Raw genomic sequence first — 13,756 nt, forward strand, 5'->3', positions numbered from 1 at the left:
TGGGATGCCATGCCCGACATAAGGCCGGGCGGCCGCCTCACTGCGGAGGCTTCGCGCCGCGCTCCTTGAGCAGGTCGGTGATCAGCTTCATCTCCGACTCCTGGGCCCGGACCATGCCCTGCGCGAGCCGCTTCTCCACGCCGACCTCGCACTTCCGCACGCACCCCCCGGCCATGTGCACGCCGCCCACGTGATGCGTGTACATCAGCTGGAGGTAGCGGATCTCGGCGGCCTTGCCGCTCGCCTCGCCCAGCGACTTCATCTCGGCGTTCGTCGCCATCCCCGGCATCAGCGCGCCGTCCTCGCCGGACGCCATGTCGCCCATGCCCATCCAGGCCATGGGTTCCTCGGCCGACACCTTCGGCAGCTCCCACAGGTCCAGCCAGCCGAGCATCATGCCGCGCTGGTTGGCCTGCGTCTGCGCGATGTCGTACGCGAGGCGGCGTACCGCCTCGTCCTTGGTGCGGTCGCGCACGATGTACGACATCTCGACGGCCTGCTGGTGGTGCACCGCCATGTCACGTGCGAAGCCCGCGTCCGCGGAGTCCGCCGACGGGGCCTTCAGACCGGAGCCGTCGCCGTCGGCGACCGCGTACGTGATCGCCCCGGCCGCCACCAGTACGGTCGCGGCCGCCCCGGTGATCCAGCCGGTGACCTTCATCCGCCGCACCGCGGACGTCACTTGGAGAGCCCGTTGGTGCAGGCGGCGCCCGGCTCGGGCGTCTGCTTGCCCTGCACGAACTCCGAGAAGAACTTGTCGACGTTCGGGTCGCTCGCGCCCGTCACCGTGCGCTGCTTGCCCCAGGCGCTGAGCATGATCGGGTCCTGCTGGTCCTCGACCGGGCTCATCAGCGAGTACGGGGTCTTCTTGACCTTCTCCGCGAGCGCCTTCACGTCCGCGTCCGACGCCTTGCTGTTGTACGTCACCCAGACCGCGCCGTGCTCCAGCGAGTGCACGGCGTTCACGTTCTTGATCGCCTCGGTGTAGACGTCGCCGTTGCAGTTCATCCACACCTGGTTGTGGTCACCGCCGACCGGGGGCTCCATCGGGTACTTCACGTCCTTGGAGACGTGGGTCTGCGAGAGCTTTCCGCTCCACGTCTTCACGCCGTCCTTGCCCGTGACGAACTTCCCCGAGGTCGACTTCGAGTCGCTCGACGCGCTGTCCTTGTCGGACTGCGAGTTGATCAGGTACGCACCGCCGGCGACGAGCCCGGCGACGACGACCACGCTGGCGGTGATCGTGAGGATCCGGCCGCGGCGCTCGCGGGACTGCTCGGCGCGCCGCATCTCCTCTATGCGCGCCTTGCGCGACTTGGTGTCTGTCTTCTTGGCGGAACCCATGGGGTGGTCCTTCTGGGGGAAAGGGGCAGTCGGGACAACTGATCGTAGTGGGGGAGGAGGGGGTACCGGCAGGGAGGCCACAGGAATGGCCGAATGGTCGGGGATGCTCGGGGCTTCCGACGGCTCGCGCCGGGGCCTCCAACGGCATGCTCAGGTCCCGCGACGATAATTTGAACCGTGGATGCGCATTATTTACGCTGCTGGTATGCGGCTGTTGCGATCCACCGACCTGGCCCTCCGCGTCCTGATGCGGCTCTCCGTCGCGGGCGGGACGACCCCCACGACGCGCGAGGTGGCGGCCGGTATGGAGGTGCCGTACACGCACGCCGCGAAGGTCGTCGCCGAACTCCAGCACCTCGGCCTCCTGGCGGCCCGGCGCGGCCGGGGCGGCGGGCTCACGTTCACCGAGAAGGGCCGTACGGCCTCGGTCGGCGCCGTCGTGCGGACCTTCGAGGGAGACGGTGACGTCGTCGACTGCGAGGGCTCCACACCCTGCCCCCTGAACTCCGGCTGCCGGCTGCGCGGCGCGCTGCGCCGGGCCCAGGAGGCCTTCTACGCCTCCCTGGACCCGCTGACCGTGGCGGACATGGTCGCCGCGCCCACCGGGCCGCTGCTGCTGGGCATTTCCAAGCCCTGACAGGTACTGACCGTGAGGCCTCCGGGCGTCAGCCGTGGGCCAGCCAGAGGTCGGGGCCGAACACCTCGTAGTGGATGTCGGCGGGCGCCACGCCCTTCTCGATCAGCTGTCCGCGGACCGCCCGCATGAAGGGCAGCGGGCCGCACAGGTACGCGCGCGTGCCCGACGCGATCGCCACTCCGGAGAGGTCGACCAGGCCGGTGCGGTCGGCCGGGTGGCCCGGTTCCGGCCGCTCGTACCAGAAGTGGGCCGCCGCGTCCGGAAGCTTCTCGGTGTACGCCTCGTGCTCGGCGCGCAGGGCGTGCTCGGCGGGGGAGCGGTCGGCGTGCACGACGGTGACCGGGGCGCGGTGTCCGGTGATCGCGAGCTGCTCCAGCATGGCGATCATCGGGGTCACGCCGATACCGGCGGAGGCGAGGAGCACGGGAGTGCCCGTAAGGCCCCCGCCGACACCGTCACCGCCCCCGGCGCCGCTGTCGAGGACGAGATCGCCGTACGGGGCCGACAGCTCCAGCCGGCTGCCGACCTCCACGCGCGCGTGGAGGTGGTTGGAGACCTCGCCGTCAGGTGTCGCACTACCGTCGCCGTCGCCGTCGCCGTCACCGCGCACCCGCTTCACGCCGATCCGCCGCAGGTCCGAGCCGGGCGCGCCGACGAGGCTGTACTGGCGTATCTGCCGGGCCCCGTCGGGCAGCTCGACGCGTACGGAGACGTACTGGCCGGGCTTGAAGTCCGGCGCGGGGGAACCGTCGGCGGGGCGCAGCCGGAAGGTGGCCACGTCCGCGGTCTCCTCGACGCGCTCGACGACCTCCCAGGGGCGCCAGCCTCCGCGGCCGCTCTCGCTCGCCGCGTACAGCCGCTTCTCGATGGCGACGAGGGCGTTCGCCATCAGCCAGTAGACCTCGTCCCAGGCGGCCGCGACCTCGGGGGTGACCGCCTCGCCGAGCACGTCGGCGATCGCCGCGAAGAGGTGCTCGTGGACGGTCTCGTACTGCTCCGGGGCGATGCCCAGGGAGGCGTGCTTGTGCGCGATGCGGTTCAGCATCACGTCGGGCCGTTCGTCCGGGTGCCGTACGAGATGGGTGGCGAAGGCGGCGATGGAGCCGGCCAGGGCCTGGCGCTGGGTGCCGGCGGCCTGGTTGCCGCGGTTGAAGAGGTCGCGCAGCAGCTCCGGGTGGGCCTCGAACAGCCCCTCGTAGAAGCGTTCGCTGATCTCCCCGATGGCCGCGCCGACGGCGGGGAGGGTGGCGCGGACGGTGGCGGCGGACTGCTCGGACAGCATCGGAACTCCTCGGGCTCGGATGTGCCGCACGGTAGTAAAACTTGCATCTAAGATGCAAATTAAGCGGAGTGAGCAGAGAGACCGGTGGTCGGCCATTACATGTGCGGCGCTCAGCAGGCAAGATGGGCGTCAGAGCGGTACACCTGCCGTACGTGAGGCGTTCAGACCGAGGTCGGTCGACCGACCGAGGCCCGCAATGCGCATGAAATGCTGTTGTGGTGGGATGCTCAGGTGCCCGACCGCCTCCCGTGGGACGGGAGCAGGCGGCCTGACCAGCAAGGATTGGGTGGAAGCGGAAGATGGACAAGCAGCAGGAGTTCGTGCTCCGTACGTTGGAGGAGCGCGACATCCGGTTCGTACGCCTGTGGTTCACGGACGTGCTGGGCTTCCTCAAGTCCGTGGCCGTGGCCCCGGCCGAGCTGGAGCAGGCGTTCGACGAAGGCATCGGCTTCGACGGATCGGCCATTGAGGGCTTCGCCCGCGTGTACGAGTCCGACATGATCGCCAAGCCGGACCCGTCGACCTTCCAGGTCCTCCCCTGGCGCGCGGAGGCCCCTGGCACGGCCCGTATGTTCTGCGACATCCTCATGCCGGACGGTTCGCCGTCCTTCGCGGACCCGCGGTACGTACTGAAGCGTGCCCTCGCCAAGACCTCCGACCTCGGGTTCACGTTCTACACCCACCCGGAGATCGAGTTCTTCCTGCTGAAGGACAAGCCGGTCGACGGCACGCGCCCGACCCCGGCCGACAACTCCGGCTACTTCGACCACACCCCGCAGAACGTCGGCATGGACTTCCGCCGCCAGGCGATCACCATGCTGGAGTCGATGGGCATCTCGGTCGAGTTCTCGCACCACGAGGGCGCGCCGGGCCAGCAGGAGATCGACCTGCGCTACGCGGACGCGCTCTCCACGGCGGACAACATCATGACGTTCCGCCTGGTCATGAAGCAGGTGGCGCTGGAGCAGGGCGTCCAGGCGACCTTCATGCCGAAGCCGTTCTCCGAGCACCCGGGCAGCGGCATGCACACGCACCTGTCCCTCTTCGAGGGCGACCGCAACGCCTTCTACGAGTCGGGCTCCGAGTACCAGCTCTCCAAGGTCGGCCGCTCCTTCATCGCGGGCCTGCTGAAGCACGCCGCCGAGATCGCGGCCGTCACCAACCAGTGGGTCAACTCCTACAAGCGCATCTGGGGCGGCTCCGAGCGCACCGCGGGCGCCGGTGGCGAGGCTCCCTCGTACATCTGCTGGGGCCACAACAACCGCTCGGCCCTGGTCCGCGTCCCGATGTACAAGCCCGGCAAGACCGGCTCGGCCCGGGTGGAGGTCCGCTCCATCGACTCGGGCGCGAACCCGTACCTGGCGTACGCCATGCTCCTCGCCGCCGGCCTCAAGGGCATCGAGGAGGGCTACGAGCTCCCGCCGGGCGCCGACGACGACGTCTGGGCCCTCTCCGACGCCGAACGCCGCGCGATGGGCATCGAGCCCCTCCCCCAGAACCTGGGCGAGGCCCTCACGCTCATGGAGCGCAGCGAACTGGTCGCCGAGACGCTCGGCGAGCATGTCTTCGACTTCTTCCTCCGCAACAAGCGGCAGGAGTGGGAGGAGTACCGCAGCGAGGTTACGGCTTTTGAGCTGCGGAAGAATCTGCCGGTGTTGTAGGGCGGGTCAGGTGGGCTGTCCCGCTGGAACGGCACGTAGGTAGGGCCGACGGTTGCGAACCGTTGGCCCTACGGCGTTTCACCGGCCGGAAGTCTGCTTCCAGCCAGGTTTCAGCACCGGGCGCGACGTCTTCAGACGCGACTGAGGTGCTCCAGCGCATCGTCCAGGAGCGGACTGTCGGGGTCATCCCAGACCAGGCAGCCCCACACCAGACCGGGCACATCTGGGCCCATGGCATCGGCCGGCCCTTCGGTGAGCGTGCGGTGCACAGCTTCGAGATAGGCGGCGATCGAGGGATAGCCGGGCTTGTCGCAGGCCAGGTTGTCCGGCAGCGACCAGTAGCCGACGCCGTCCGCGCCCACGTAGTGCCCGGACTCGGGGCCTGTTTCGTCGCCGGTCAGCCACGGAACCACCGCGGCGCCCCACCTGTCGCTGCGGCCGGTCTCGGGCAGCCGCGGCCTGAGCGCATCCGCCGGGCCGAGCAGAATCCCGCCAGGCAGGAACGCCCCCGAGCCGACCTCGCCCGCCTCCCCGTTGGCCTCGATGTACTGGTGCTCCACACCGCCGCACAGCCGCCACAGCGCGGCCAGCTCCGACGGCAGGGCGAACCCGAGGTGCTGCCTCAGCGCCGCGTCCGCGTTCGCTATCCCTGTCTCCGGCGCGGGGGGCAGCAGTGAGGCGTACGAGGTGGGCGCGTGCTGCTTCAGCCAGGCCACGACGCGGCCCCACGCCGCCTCGACCTGTGCCGCCCGGCCTTCTGCATCCAGTTGACCGCTCATCCCGCCAACCTATGGTGTCCATGCGGCCCGCCTCCGCATCAGACACGGAGTGCAGGCCGGTCGAACACCGGACAGAACCTGGACAGTTACGCCGGGTCCCGGCGTCATCACTGTTCAGCAACTTGGCGAAGCCGCACTTGTGCAGGCAAGGCGCATGGCTCAACTTGGCTGGTGCTCCGAAGCACCCTATGAGACTTGATGCACCCGCGAGGCGTATGCGCGACCTCCAGCGGCAGGCTCCAAGGCTGGCCGCGTCGGACGGCGTCTGCTCCCTCGCGGCACAGGGCGGTCACCAACTTGTGGAAGCAGCGCGGGTTCAGCCCGGCGAACGGCGCTGTCCAGGACGGTTCCGACGCCTGATCACACCAGCCATGCGGCAGATCATTTCAGTTGCCGATATTCCTCCCCGCAGCTGATCATGGGTGCCAAGCAAGCAAGGAGGACCGGCCGGATGGGGCTCATGCTCTGCCCTGCGGACGACGAAGTGACGAGCCCGGATATCGCGTGGTCGCACTACGGGTTCAACCTGTTCAGGGAGTGGCTGGCCCAAACCGAGGGATTCGCCCTCCCCGAGATGGTCGGCTTCGGGGGAAACCGTCCGTGGAGCAGCGTCACCACCACGCTGGCACCGCTACTCGACCATCCAGATGACGACGGCGACCTGGCCCCCGCTCAATGCGCGGCCATGCTGCCCCGGCTAGAAGCAATACTCGACGAGCGGTCACACGCGGCCGACGATCCCATTCTCCAACGACGCATCGATGACACCTGCCAGCTGATCGACGTCATGAAGTACTGCGTGGACAAGGACATCCGGCTTGACTTCTGCTGACCACGGGATCACCGAGCTGCCCCCACCAGGGACGATTCAACAGTTACGGGACGTTCCTTAGACCGCTATGACATGGAAATCAACGATCCGTTCGGCAATCGCGCGCGCCCGCTCCAGGCTCGTGGGTGGGGATCCAGCGATCCGAACGCGGCCGTGCAAGTGGTGCGAGGTTCCGGTGCGGCAGCCGAGGAGCCGGTGGCGGAGGCGGAGTTTCTGCAGCAAGCGCCATCGTCGTAGGAACCGTGTCCTGTCGGCGGTGATGAAAGCTCTGGACAACCTGTGACCGTTCAGGCGGGCGTGCACGGCAGGTCGAGATCCTGGGTCGGCTCCCTGAGTTGAAGCACGCCTGGTACGCCGAGGAGGCCAAAGCCGGGGCGCTGGACGAGCGGAAGTTCGGGGACGGGTGGGCGCGTGAATACGTCACCGACGACGTGCGGACCGAGACGCCGGTGGGGAGCGCGGAGGGCGCCGATGTCGAGCGGCTCACCGAGGAGGCGTTGCTGCGGTATGAGCGTACGCAGCACATCGCGTCCGATGTTGATCGTCGACGTCGACGATCACATCGGCTCGGGGCGGGCCTCCGCCACCTGGAACGCCCTCATGACGCACGTGCACCACGAATCCACGCTGCGGGCGCTCGGTGAGGGCGCCGCGCCGCTGTTCACCGTGGGCGGCCGCTACGAGGCGGACCTGAGTCGCACGGCCGACGGGTGGCGGATCAGCCGGGTGTCGGTGCGTGTGATCTGGACCGCCGGGCAGCCGCCCCTCGGCGTCAGTGGATGAGTAGGTGGAGGTGGATGAGTAGGTCGAGTGGGCCGGTTACTGCTGTGACAGGTCCGTCAGTAGCTTGTGCAGGGGGTTGGTGGCGCGCTGGCGGTACTCCTGGATCGCCCAGCCGTTGCCGTCCGGGTCCTTGAAGTACATGAACGTGGCTCCGTCGTCGGGCGTGTACTGCTGGGGCTCGGACACCTCCAAGCCGCGGTCGACCAGCTCGGCGTGGGCCGCCTTGATGTCGGCGACGCACAGCTGGAGGCCCTGGTACGAGCCCGGTGCCGGCTTCGGTCCGTCCATCGTGTCCCAGAGGGTGTCGCCGAGGGCGACGGAACAGCCGGAGCCCGGCGGCGTCAGCTGGACTATGCGCATGCCCGGCATGACCTCCTGGTCGATGTCGACATGGAAGCCGACCTTGTCCCGGTAGAAGTCCCGGGCCCGGTCGATGTCGCTGACCGGAAGTGGGATCACTTCGAGCGTGTATTCCATTTCTGTCTGTCCTCCGTGTCGTCCCGACGGGAGCGTCAGTTGAACCGCCAGCGCGTCTGGCTGAACGGCTCCCCCTTACCGAAGCCGAAAACGGTCCCGGGCGCCACCGAGAAGACCAGGGCATTTCCTGCCCCGTGGTGGAAGAAGCCGTCACGCACCTCGAAGTGCCAGAAACTGCCGTACTTGCGCTCCCACGCGGCGGCCAGCCCGCGCAGCCGTGCGTCGTCGGTCACCCGGACCGCCTCGCCCTCCACCACCAGGTCGTATCCCTTGTTCCAGGTGTTGGTGCCGGTGGTCAGTACGACGTGCGGGTTGAGCGCGAGGTTGCGCGCCTTGCGCTCCTCGGGTCCGGTGCAGAAGTGCAGGGCGCCGTCCGCCCACACCGCGGGCAGCGGTGTGACGTGCGGCCGCCCGTCGGGCCGTACGGTCGAGACCCAGAACAGCTCGGCCTCGGACAGCAGCGCCTCGGCCTCGGACCAGGGGCGTGCGGTGGCGGTCTCGTCGCTGTAGCGGGCGTCTAGCTCGGTCTGCGGTTCCATCGGCTTCCTCCGGGAGCTGGCGGACGACTGGATGATTCCCCACGAGGGCAGACCCCGCTCGGCGGCGGAACTCATCGGTCGCGGCTTCGTACCGTCCGTCGCGACGTCGTACCGTCCGTCGCGGCCTCGGACGGGCTCGGGGGCTCTCCTTCACGCTTCTTCCGCCTCGGGGAACACCCGGGCCACCGCGGCGGTCCGGCTCGACACGTTCAGCCGGCCGAAGGCGTTCTCCAGGTGTTTGCGTACGGTGCTGCGGGACACGACGAGCTGCTCGGCGATCTGCGGGGTGGTGAGGCCGCGGGCCACGCAGCGCAGGACGTCCAGTTCGCGCGCGGTCAGCCGCACCGGGGGCCGGCGCCTGAGGGCGGCCTCGCGGTAGAGCGTGTACAGGTGGGGTGCCATCAGCCGCAGCGTGGTCATCTCGTGGTCGCTGAACGGCTTCGGGTCCTCGCGGAGGAACTGGAAGACACGCGTGCGGTTGGGCGCGGTGGGCAGGGCTACGGCCGCGATGGACTTGAAAGGCCGGAGGACCTCGGTGTAGATCGGCAGGCTCGTCAGCTCGCGCAGCGACAGGAAGTCCGTCAGCTGAGCCGCTTCGGGGCCGCTGTGCGGACCCGCGACCCACAGGCACTGCAGATGCTGGTGACGCCAGCGCCAGAAGCCGTCCAACGAGCCGTCCCAGCCCATGTTGCCCCAGTTGTCGTACGGCGTCTCCTGCTCGTTGACGTGGATCCGGGTGGGCACGTCCAGCTCCGAGAAGCAGGCGCAGTCGCAGGGCACCAGACGCTGCATCCCGAGCAGCAGGGACTCCGGGGGCACCGCGTCCGAGGGGTCGTGCCGGGCCTCGTCGAGGATGTCCGCCATACGGCGCAGATGGGTCTCGGCCGTCGTACCGGTCGCTGTCATGACGGCCTCCCGGGGCCGGTCGGTGCGTGTCCTGAATGTACGCCTTCGCGATGCCGTAGCGGGCCGGGGATTCGCCAAATGACGAATGGGCTACGGCCGTTGGCGGGCGCAGTCTCGACACAGACGGCCACACCGATGGCCGGGCGTCAGAAGAGACAGAGGCACCCCGTGCACATCAGGGACAGGCATACCGAGGACAGGCACACCAAGCGCAAGCACATCAAGCACATCAAGCGCAGGCATCCCACGCACACGCGTCAGCATTCCTACCGGCCCGCGGCTCTCGTCGGCGGCGCCACGGCCCTGGTCGCCGGGCTGCTCGCCACCGGGTGCGACAGCGCGCCCACCATCACCGCCGTGGAGGCGGCCGACGCCGAGTTCTCGACCGTGCGGTTCGAACTCGGTGCCCGCGGTGGCATCCAGGTCGCCGGGGCTCCCGGACCGCCGTCACACCGGCGGGCGCCCACCCGGCGTCCGCGGGCCGGGCCCACCCCTTCGAGCGGCCCGACGGCAAGCTGCTGGTCGTGCTCCGGCACTGGTCGGACCTGGGAGCGGAGCGGACCTCGCGGGGACGGGCACCCCGGCTGCCGCTGCCCGAGGAGGCGGCGATCGAGACCGGGTTCCTGGTCGACACCGCGAACTGGGTGCGGGCCGACCTCGACGGACACCCACTGCGGTGGCTCCGCCGCGACACGATCCGGATCGACACCACGAACACCGCCGCCGGGGACACCGTCCGGCTCACGCTGTCCGCGCCGCACGGGGGTCGGCACGGGCAGCCCACACCGCCGCCGGGCGGCAGGGGATGCGGGGACGTGGACGAGTGGGCCGACCGGCACGTGGAGCTCCCGGCGATCGAGCGGGGCGCGCCCCTCGCGGGCGTGCTGGCGCGGCTGGGGAAACAGTGCCTCGACGTCCAGTACGCGTCGCTGCCGGGCAGCGCGCGCCCCGGCACGGTGGAGCGCGTCCTGGTCCCGATCGCCGGCCGGCCGAACGCCCTGGCTGCCCTGCCGCCCGACGGGGGAGCCGAACTGCCCGGCCGTACGACGGGCAGCACCGTGCTGGTGGACCTGTCCCGCCCGGCCACGGTGCTGGTGGCCCGCTGAATCCGCTCTCCCGCGCCCGGGCGCTTCCCCCAGCCACTCCGGTTACGCTCAAGGCCGTACGACCTTGATCCCACGGGAGGACGGGAGGCCGAGGATGACGGCGCCGGGGCGCAGGAGCAGTACCTTCACGCGGCTTCTGCGGCACGGTTTCACCGATCCGTCGGCCGCCGAGCGACTGCTGGAGAGCGCCGAGCTGGCGCCGATAAGGACCGACCCGGTGCTGCTCGACGCGCTCGGGGCGACCGCCGATCCGGATCTGGCGCTGCTCGGGCTCGTACGGCTCGTCGAGGCGCAGGCCAGTCGCGCCGGCCAGCGGGAGCTGCTCGACACGCTGATCGCGGCCAAGCCGCTGCGGGACCGGCTGCTCGGGGTGCTCGGCGCCTCCGCCGCCCTCGGCGACCACCTCGCCCGGCATCCGCTCGACTGGCACGCCCTCGTGATGTACGAGCCGCAGGACCTGCACCCGGGCATCGCGGAGTTCGAGCGCGGGCTCGCCGACGCCGCCGACCCGGTGTCGCTGCGGGTGTCCTACCGGCGATGCCTGCTGTCCATCGCCGCGCGTGACGTGTGCGGGACCACCGATCTCGCGCAGACCGCGGCCGAGCTCGCCGATCTGGCGACCGCCACGCTGCGGGCCGCGCTCGCCATCGCCCGGACCGCCGCGCCCGAGGACGCCGCGATGTGCCGGCTCGCCGTCATCGCGATGGGCAAGTGCGGGGGCCACGAGCTCAATTACGTGTCCGACGTCGATGTCATCTTCGTCGGGGAGGCCGTCGAGGGGGCCGATGAAGGGAAGGCCGTGCGGGCCGCTACCCGGCTGGCCTCCCACCTGATGCGGATCTGCTCCGAGACCACCGTGGAGGGGTCGATCTGGCCCGTCGACGCCAATCTGCGGCCCGAGGGGCGTAACGGTCCGCTGGTGCGGACGCTGGCCAGCCATCTCGCGTACTACCAGCGGTGGGCCAAGACCTGGGAGTTCCAGGCCCTGTTGAAGGCGCGGCCCGTCGCCGGGGACATCGAGCTGGGGGACACGTACGTCGCCACGCTCGCGCCGCTCGTCTGGCAGGTCGCCGAGCGGGAGAACTTCGTCGGCGACGTTCAGAAGATGCGGCGGAGAGTCGTCGAGAACATTCCCGTCGCCGAGATCGAGCGGGAGCTGAAACTCGGGCCAGGGGGTCTGCGGGACGTCGAATTCGCTGTTCAGCTGCTGCAGTTGGTGCACGGGCGGGGCGACACGTCGTTGCGGAGCGGGACCACTCTGGACGCCCTGAAGGCGCTGGCCGCGGGTGGGTACGTGGGGCGTGCCGACGCTGTGCAGCTCGATGACGCCTACCGGTTCCTGCGGTCCATGGAGCACCGCATCCAGCTCTTCCGGCTGCGGCGTACGCATCTCGTTCCCCAGGACGAGGCCGATCTGCGGCGCATCGGGCGGTCGTTGGGGCTGCGTACGGATCCGGTCGCGGAGCTGAACCGGGAGTGGAAGCGGCATGCGGCCGTCGTGCGGCGGCTGCACGAGAAGCTCTTCTACCGGCCGCTGCTCGATGCCGTCGCCCAACTCGCGCCCGTCGAGAGCCGGTTGAGTGCCGGTGCGGCGCGGGAGCGGTTGGTCGCTCTCGGGTATGCGGATCCTGCCGCCGCGCTGCGGCATCTGGAGGCGCTGGCCTCCGGGGTTTCGCGGAAGGCCGCCATCCAACGGACCCTGCTGCCCGTGCTGTTGGGGTGGTTCGCGGACTCCGCCGATCCCGACGCGGGGCTGCTCAACTTCCGCAAGGTGTCCGACGCGCTGGGCAAGACCCCTTGGTATCTGCGGTTGTTGCGGGACGAGGGAGCCGCCGCCGAGAACCTCGCCCGGGTGCTGTCCGCCGGGCGGCTCGCCCCCGACCTGCTGATGCGGGCGCCCGAGGCGGTGGCGCTGCTCGGGGACGGGAAGGCGGGCGGTCTCGAACCGCGTGACCGGGCCCACCTGGAGCAGGAGATCCTCGCGGCCGTGGGACGGGCCGCCGGGGGACAGGCCGCGGTGACCGCCGCGCGCGGGGTGCGGCGCCGGGAGCTGTTCCGTACGGCCGCCATCGACATCATCAACTCGTACGGCACCGAGGAGTCGCCGGCCTCCGCCGATCAGGGTGCGCTGGTGGATCTGGTCGGCGGCGCGGTGTCGGATCTGACCGCGGCGACCCTGGCCGGGGCCTTGCGGGCCGTGGTGCGGGACGGGTGGGGGGAGACCCTGCCCACCCGGTTCGCGGTGATCGGCATGGGGCGGTTCGGCGGGCACGAGCTGGGCTACGGGTCCGATGCCGATGTGCTGTTCGTGCACGAGCCCCGGGAAGGGGTGGACGAGCAGGAGGCTTCCCGGGCCGCGCACACCGTCGTCTCCGAGATGCGGCGGTTGCTTCAGGTTTCGAGTGCGGATCCGCCGTTGCTGATCGATGCGGATCTCCGGCCGGAGGGGAAGTCCGGGCCGATGGTGCGGACGTTGAACTCGTACGAGGCCTACTACCGGCGGTGGTCGCTGGTGTGGGAGTCGCAGGCGCTGCTGCGGGCCGAAGTCGTCGCGGGGGACGCGGACTTGGGGCTCCGTTTTATTGAGCTGATCGATCCGTTGCGGTATCCGGCGGAGGGGCTCGGTGACGATGCCGTACGGGAGATCCGGCGGCTGAAGGCCCGTATGGAGTCGGAGCGGATGCCTCGCGGGGCGGACTCGACGTTGCACACCAAGCTGGGGCGGGGCGGGCTGTCCGATGTGGAGTGGACTGTTCAGCTGCTTCAGCTGCGGCATGGGTGGGTGGAGCCGGGGTTGCGTACCACTCGTACGCGGGAGGCGCTTGCGGCTGCCTGTGCCGCTGAGTTGATCTCCGGTGAGGATGCCGCGGTTCTGGACGAGGCGTGGGTGCTGGCTACGCGGGTGCGGAACGCGGTGATGCTCGTGCGGGGGCGGGCCGGGGATACGTTTCCGTCCGACGGGCGGGAACTTGCGGCGGTGGGGCGGTACTTGGGGTATGGGCCGGGGCATGTGGGGGACATGCTCGATGACTATCGGCGTACTACTCGGCGGGCTCGGGGTGTGGTGGACGAGTTGTTCTATGGGGTGGCTGAGCGGTAGTCCCAGGCCGGTGCCTCCGGCGGTGGGGCGGCTGTTTGACTGCGGGTTCGGTGGGGGCTGGTCGCGCGGTTCCCCGCGCCCCTGGGTGGGTGGGGGGTTGGGCCGGTGGAGATTCCGCAGGCCGGTGGTTGTGCGCCTGCTTGGAGTTCGGGGCGGGGACGCGGCGGGGTATCCGTCCTCGAACTGGCGCGATTGAGTGGGATGGGAGGGTGGCCGGGGCGGACGCGCCAGCCGCTGCGGGCGGACACCCCGCCGCGTCCCCTCCGGGCGTCTCGCGGGTGCGAGGCCTGGGGTGGCATTCGTTCGTGCT

15 protein-coding genes and 1 pseudogene are annotated in these 13,756 nt (G+C 70.0%); 6 read left to right on the forward strand and 10 right to left on the reverse strand.

Annotation, left to right across the window (positions count from 1 at the left end):
- Nucleotides 1–37 precede the first annotated feature (37 nt).
- Nucleotides 38–661: a DUF305 domain-containing protein gene (locus AB0I18_RS32985; RefSeq protein ID WP_363109349.1), complete on the reverse strand. Its 624-nt coding sequence runs from the start codon at nt 659–661 to the stop codon at nt 38–40.
- Nucleotides 662–678: 17 nt separating this feature from the next.
- A complete protein-coding gene (locus AB0I18_RS32990) occupies nt 679–1,344 on the reverse strand; it encodes a DUF3105 domain-containing protein (protein WP_363109316.1) in 666 nt (221 codons plus the stop codon).
- Between the two features lie 205 nt (nt 1,345–1,549).
- On the opposite strand from AB0I18_RS32990, the gene AB0I18_RS32995 reads away from it, so the two are divergent.
- Nucleotides 1,550–1,981, forward strand: a complete 432-nt coding sequence (locus AB0I18_RS32995; RefSeq protein ID WP_363109317.1) for an Rrf2 family transcriptional regulator — start codon at nt 1,550–1,552, stop codon at nt 1,979–1,981.
- A 28-nt stretch (nt 1,982–2,009) separates the two neighbouring features.
- Here AB0I18_RS32995 and AB0I18_RS33000 read toward each other — a convergent pair whose 3' ends face one another.
- On the reverse strand, nt 2,010–3,263 hold the full coding sequence (locus AB0I18_RS33000; RefSeq protein WP_363109318.1) for a globin domain-containing protein: 1,254 nt from the start codon (nt 3,261–3,263) through the stop codon (nt 2,010–2,012).
- 299 nt (nt 3,264–3,562) lie between these two features.
- On the opposite strand from AB0I18_RS33000, the gene AB0I18_RS33005 reads away from it, so the two are divergent.
- Nucleotides 3,563–4,924: a glutamine synthetase family protein gene (locus AB0I18_RS33005; protein ID WP_363109319.1), complete on the forward strand. Its 1,362-nt coding sequence runs from the start codon at nt 3,563–3,565 to the stop codon at nt 4,922–4,924.
- A gap of 131 nt (nt 4,925–5,055) precedes the next feature.
- Here AB0I18_RS33005 and AB0I18_RS33010 read toward each other — a convergent pair whose 3' ends face one another.
- Together AB0I18_RS33010 and AB0I18_RS33015 are read right to left on the reverse strand one after the other, a co-directional pair.
- Entirely contained in the window at nt 5,056–5,703 is a 648-nt protein-coding gene (locus tag AB0I18_RS33010; RefSeq protein ID WP_363109320.1) for a hypothetical protein, read from the reverse strand.
- A 224-nt stretch (nt 5,704–5,927) separates the two neighbouring features.
- Nucleotides 5,928–6,076, reverse strand: a pseudogene (locus tag AB0I18_RS33015) (IS5/IS1182 family transposase); the annotation flags it as partial.
- Between the two features lie 78 nt (nt 6,077–6,154).
- On the opposite strand from AB0I18_RS33015, the gene AB0I18_RS33020 reads away from it, so the two are divergent.
- Entirely contained in the window at nt 6,155–6,535 is a 381-nt protein-coding gene (locus AB0I18_RS33020; RefSeq protein ID WP_363109321.1) for a hypothetical protein, read from the forward strand.
- Between the two features lie 287 nt (nt 6,536–6,822).
- Here the strand turns inward: AB0I18_RS33020 and AB0I18_RS33025 are convergent, their stop codons facing one another.
- Nucleotides 6,823–7,059 (reverse strand): hypothetical protein, encoded by a 237-nt coding sequence (locus AB0I18_RS33025; protein WP_363109322.1) that lies wholly within the window; start codon nt 7,057–7,059, stop codon nt 6,823–6,825.
- 10 nt (nt 7,060–7,069) lie between these two features.
- Between AB0I18_RS33025 and AB0I18_RS33030 the strand changes: the two genes are divergently transcribed.
- The gene (locus AB0I18_RS33030; protein ID WP_363109323.1) at nt 7,070–7,318 is read left to right on the forward strand and encodes a nuclear transport factor 2 family protein; all 249 of its coding nucleotides are present in this window, start codon (nt 7,070–7,072) and stop codon (nt 7,316–7,318) included.
- Between the two features lie 36 nt (nt 7,319–7,354).
- On the opposite strand, the gene AB0I18_RS33035 is transcribed toward AB0I18_RS33030, so the two are convergent.
- The 4 genes from AB0I18_RS33035 to AB0I18_RS33050 all read right to left on the reverse strand — a co-directional run bounded on the left by AB0I18_RS33035 (nt 7,355) and on the right by AB0I18_RS33050 (nt 9,776).
- A complete protein-coding gene (locus AB0I18_RS33035) occupies nt 7,355–7,795 on the reverse strand; it encodes a VOC family protein (RefSeq protein WP_363109324.1) in 441 nt (146 codons plus the stop codon).
- 35 nt (nt 7,796–7,830) lie between these two features.
- Nucleotides 7,831–8,334 carry a pyridoxamine 5'-phosphate oxidase family protein gene (locus AB0I18_RS33040; protein WP_363109325.1) on the reverse strand — a complete coding sequence of 168 codons (504 nt, stop codon included), beginning with the start codon at nt 8,332–8,334 and terminating at the stop codon, nt 7,831–7,833.
- Between the two features lie 150 nt (nt 8,335–8,484).
- Nucleotides 8,485–9,240 carry a helix-turn-helix transcriptional regulator gene (locus AB0I18_RS33045; RefSeq protein ID WP_363109326.1) on the reverse strand — a complete coding sequence of 252 codons (756 nt, stop codon included), beginning with the start codon at nt 9,238–9,240 and terminating at the stop codon, nt 8,485–8,487.
- Nucleotides 9,241–9,506: 266 nt separating this feature from the next.
- The gene (locus AB0I18_RS33050; protein ID WP_363109327.1) at nt 9,507–9,776 is read right to left on the reverse strand and encodes a hypothetical protein; all 270 of its coding nucleotides are present in this window, start codon (nt 9,774–9,776) and stop codon (nt 9,507–9,509) included.
- On the opposite strand from AB0I18_RS33050, the gene AB0I18_RS33055 reads away from it, so the two are divergent.
- A complete protein-coding gene (locus tag AB0I18_RS33055) occupies nt 9,765–10,346 on the forward strand; it encodes a hypothetical protein (protein ID WP_363109328.1) in 582 nt (193 codons plus the stop codon). The genes AB0I18_RS33050 and AB0I18_RS33055 overlap by 12 nt on opposite strands.
- Nucleotides 10,347–10,440: 94 nt before the next feature.
- Complete coding sequence (locus AB0I18_RS33060) at nt 10,441–13,446, forward strand: bifunctional [glutamine synthetase] adenylyltransferase/[glutamine synthetase]-adenylyl-L-tyrosine phosphorylase (RefSeq protein WP_363109329.1); 3,006 nt, start codon at nt 10,441–10,443, stop codon at nt 13,444–13,446.
- Nucleotides 13,447–13,756 lie beyond the last annotated feature (310 nt).

The organism is Streptomyces sp. NPDC050704 (assembly GCF_040654355.1).
Classification (GTDB): Bacteria; Actinomycetota; Actinomycetes; order Streptomycetales; family Streptomycetaceae; genus Streptomyces.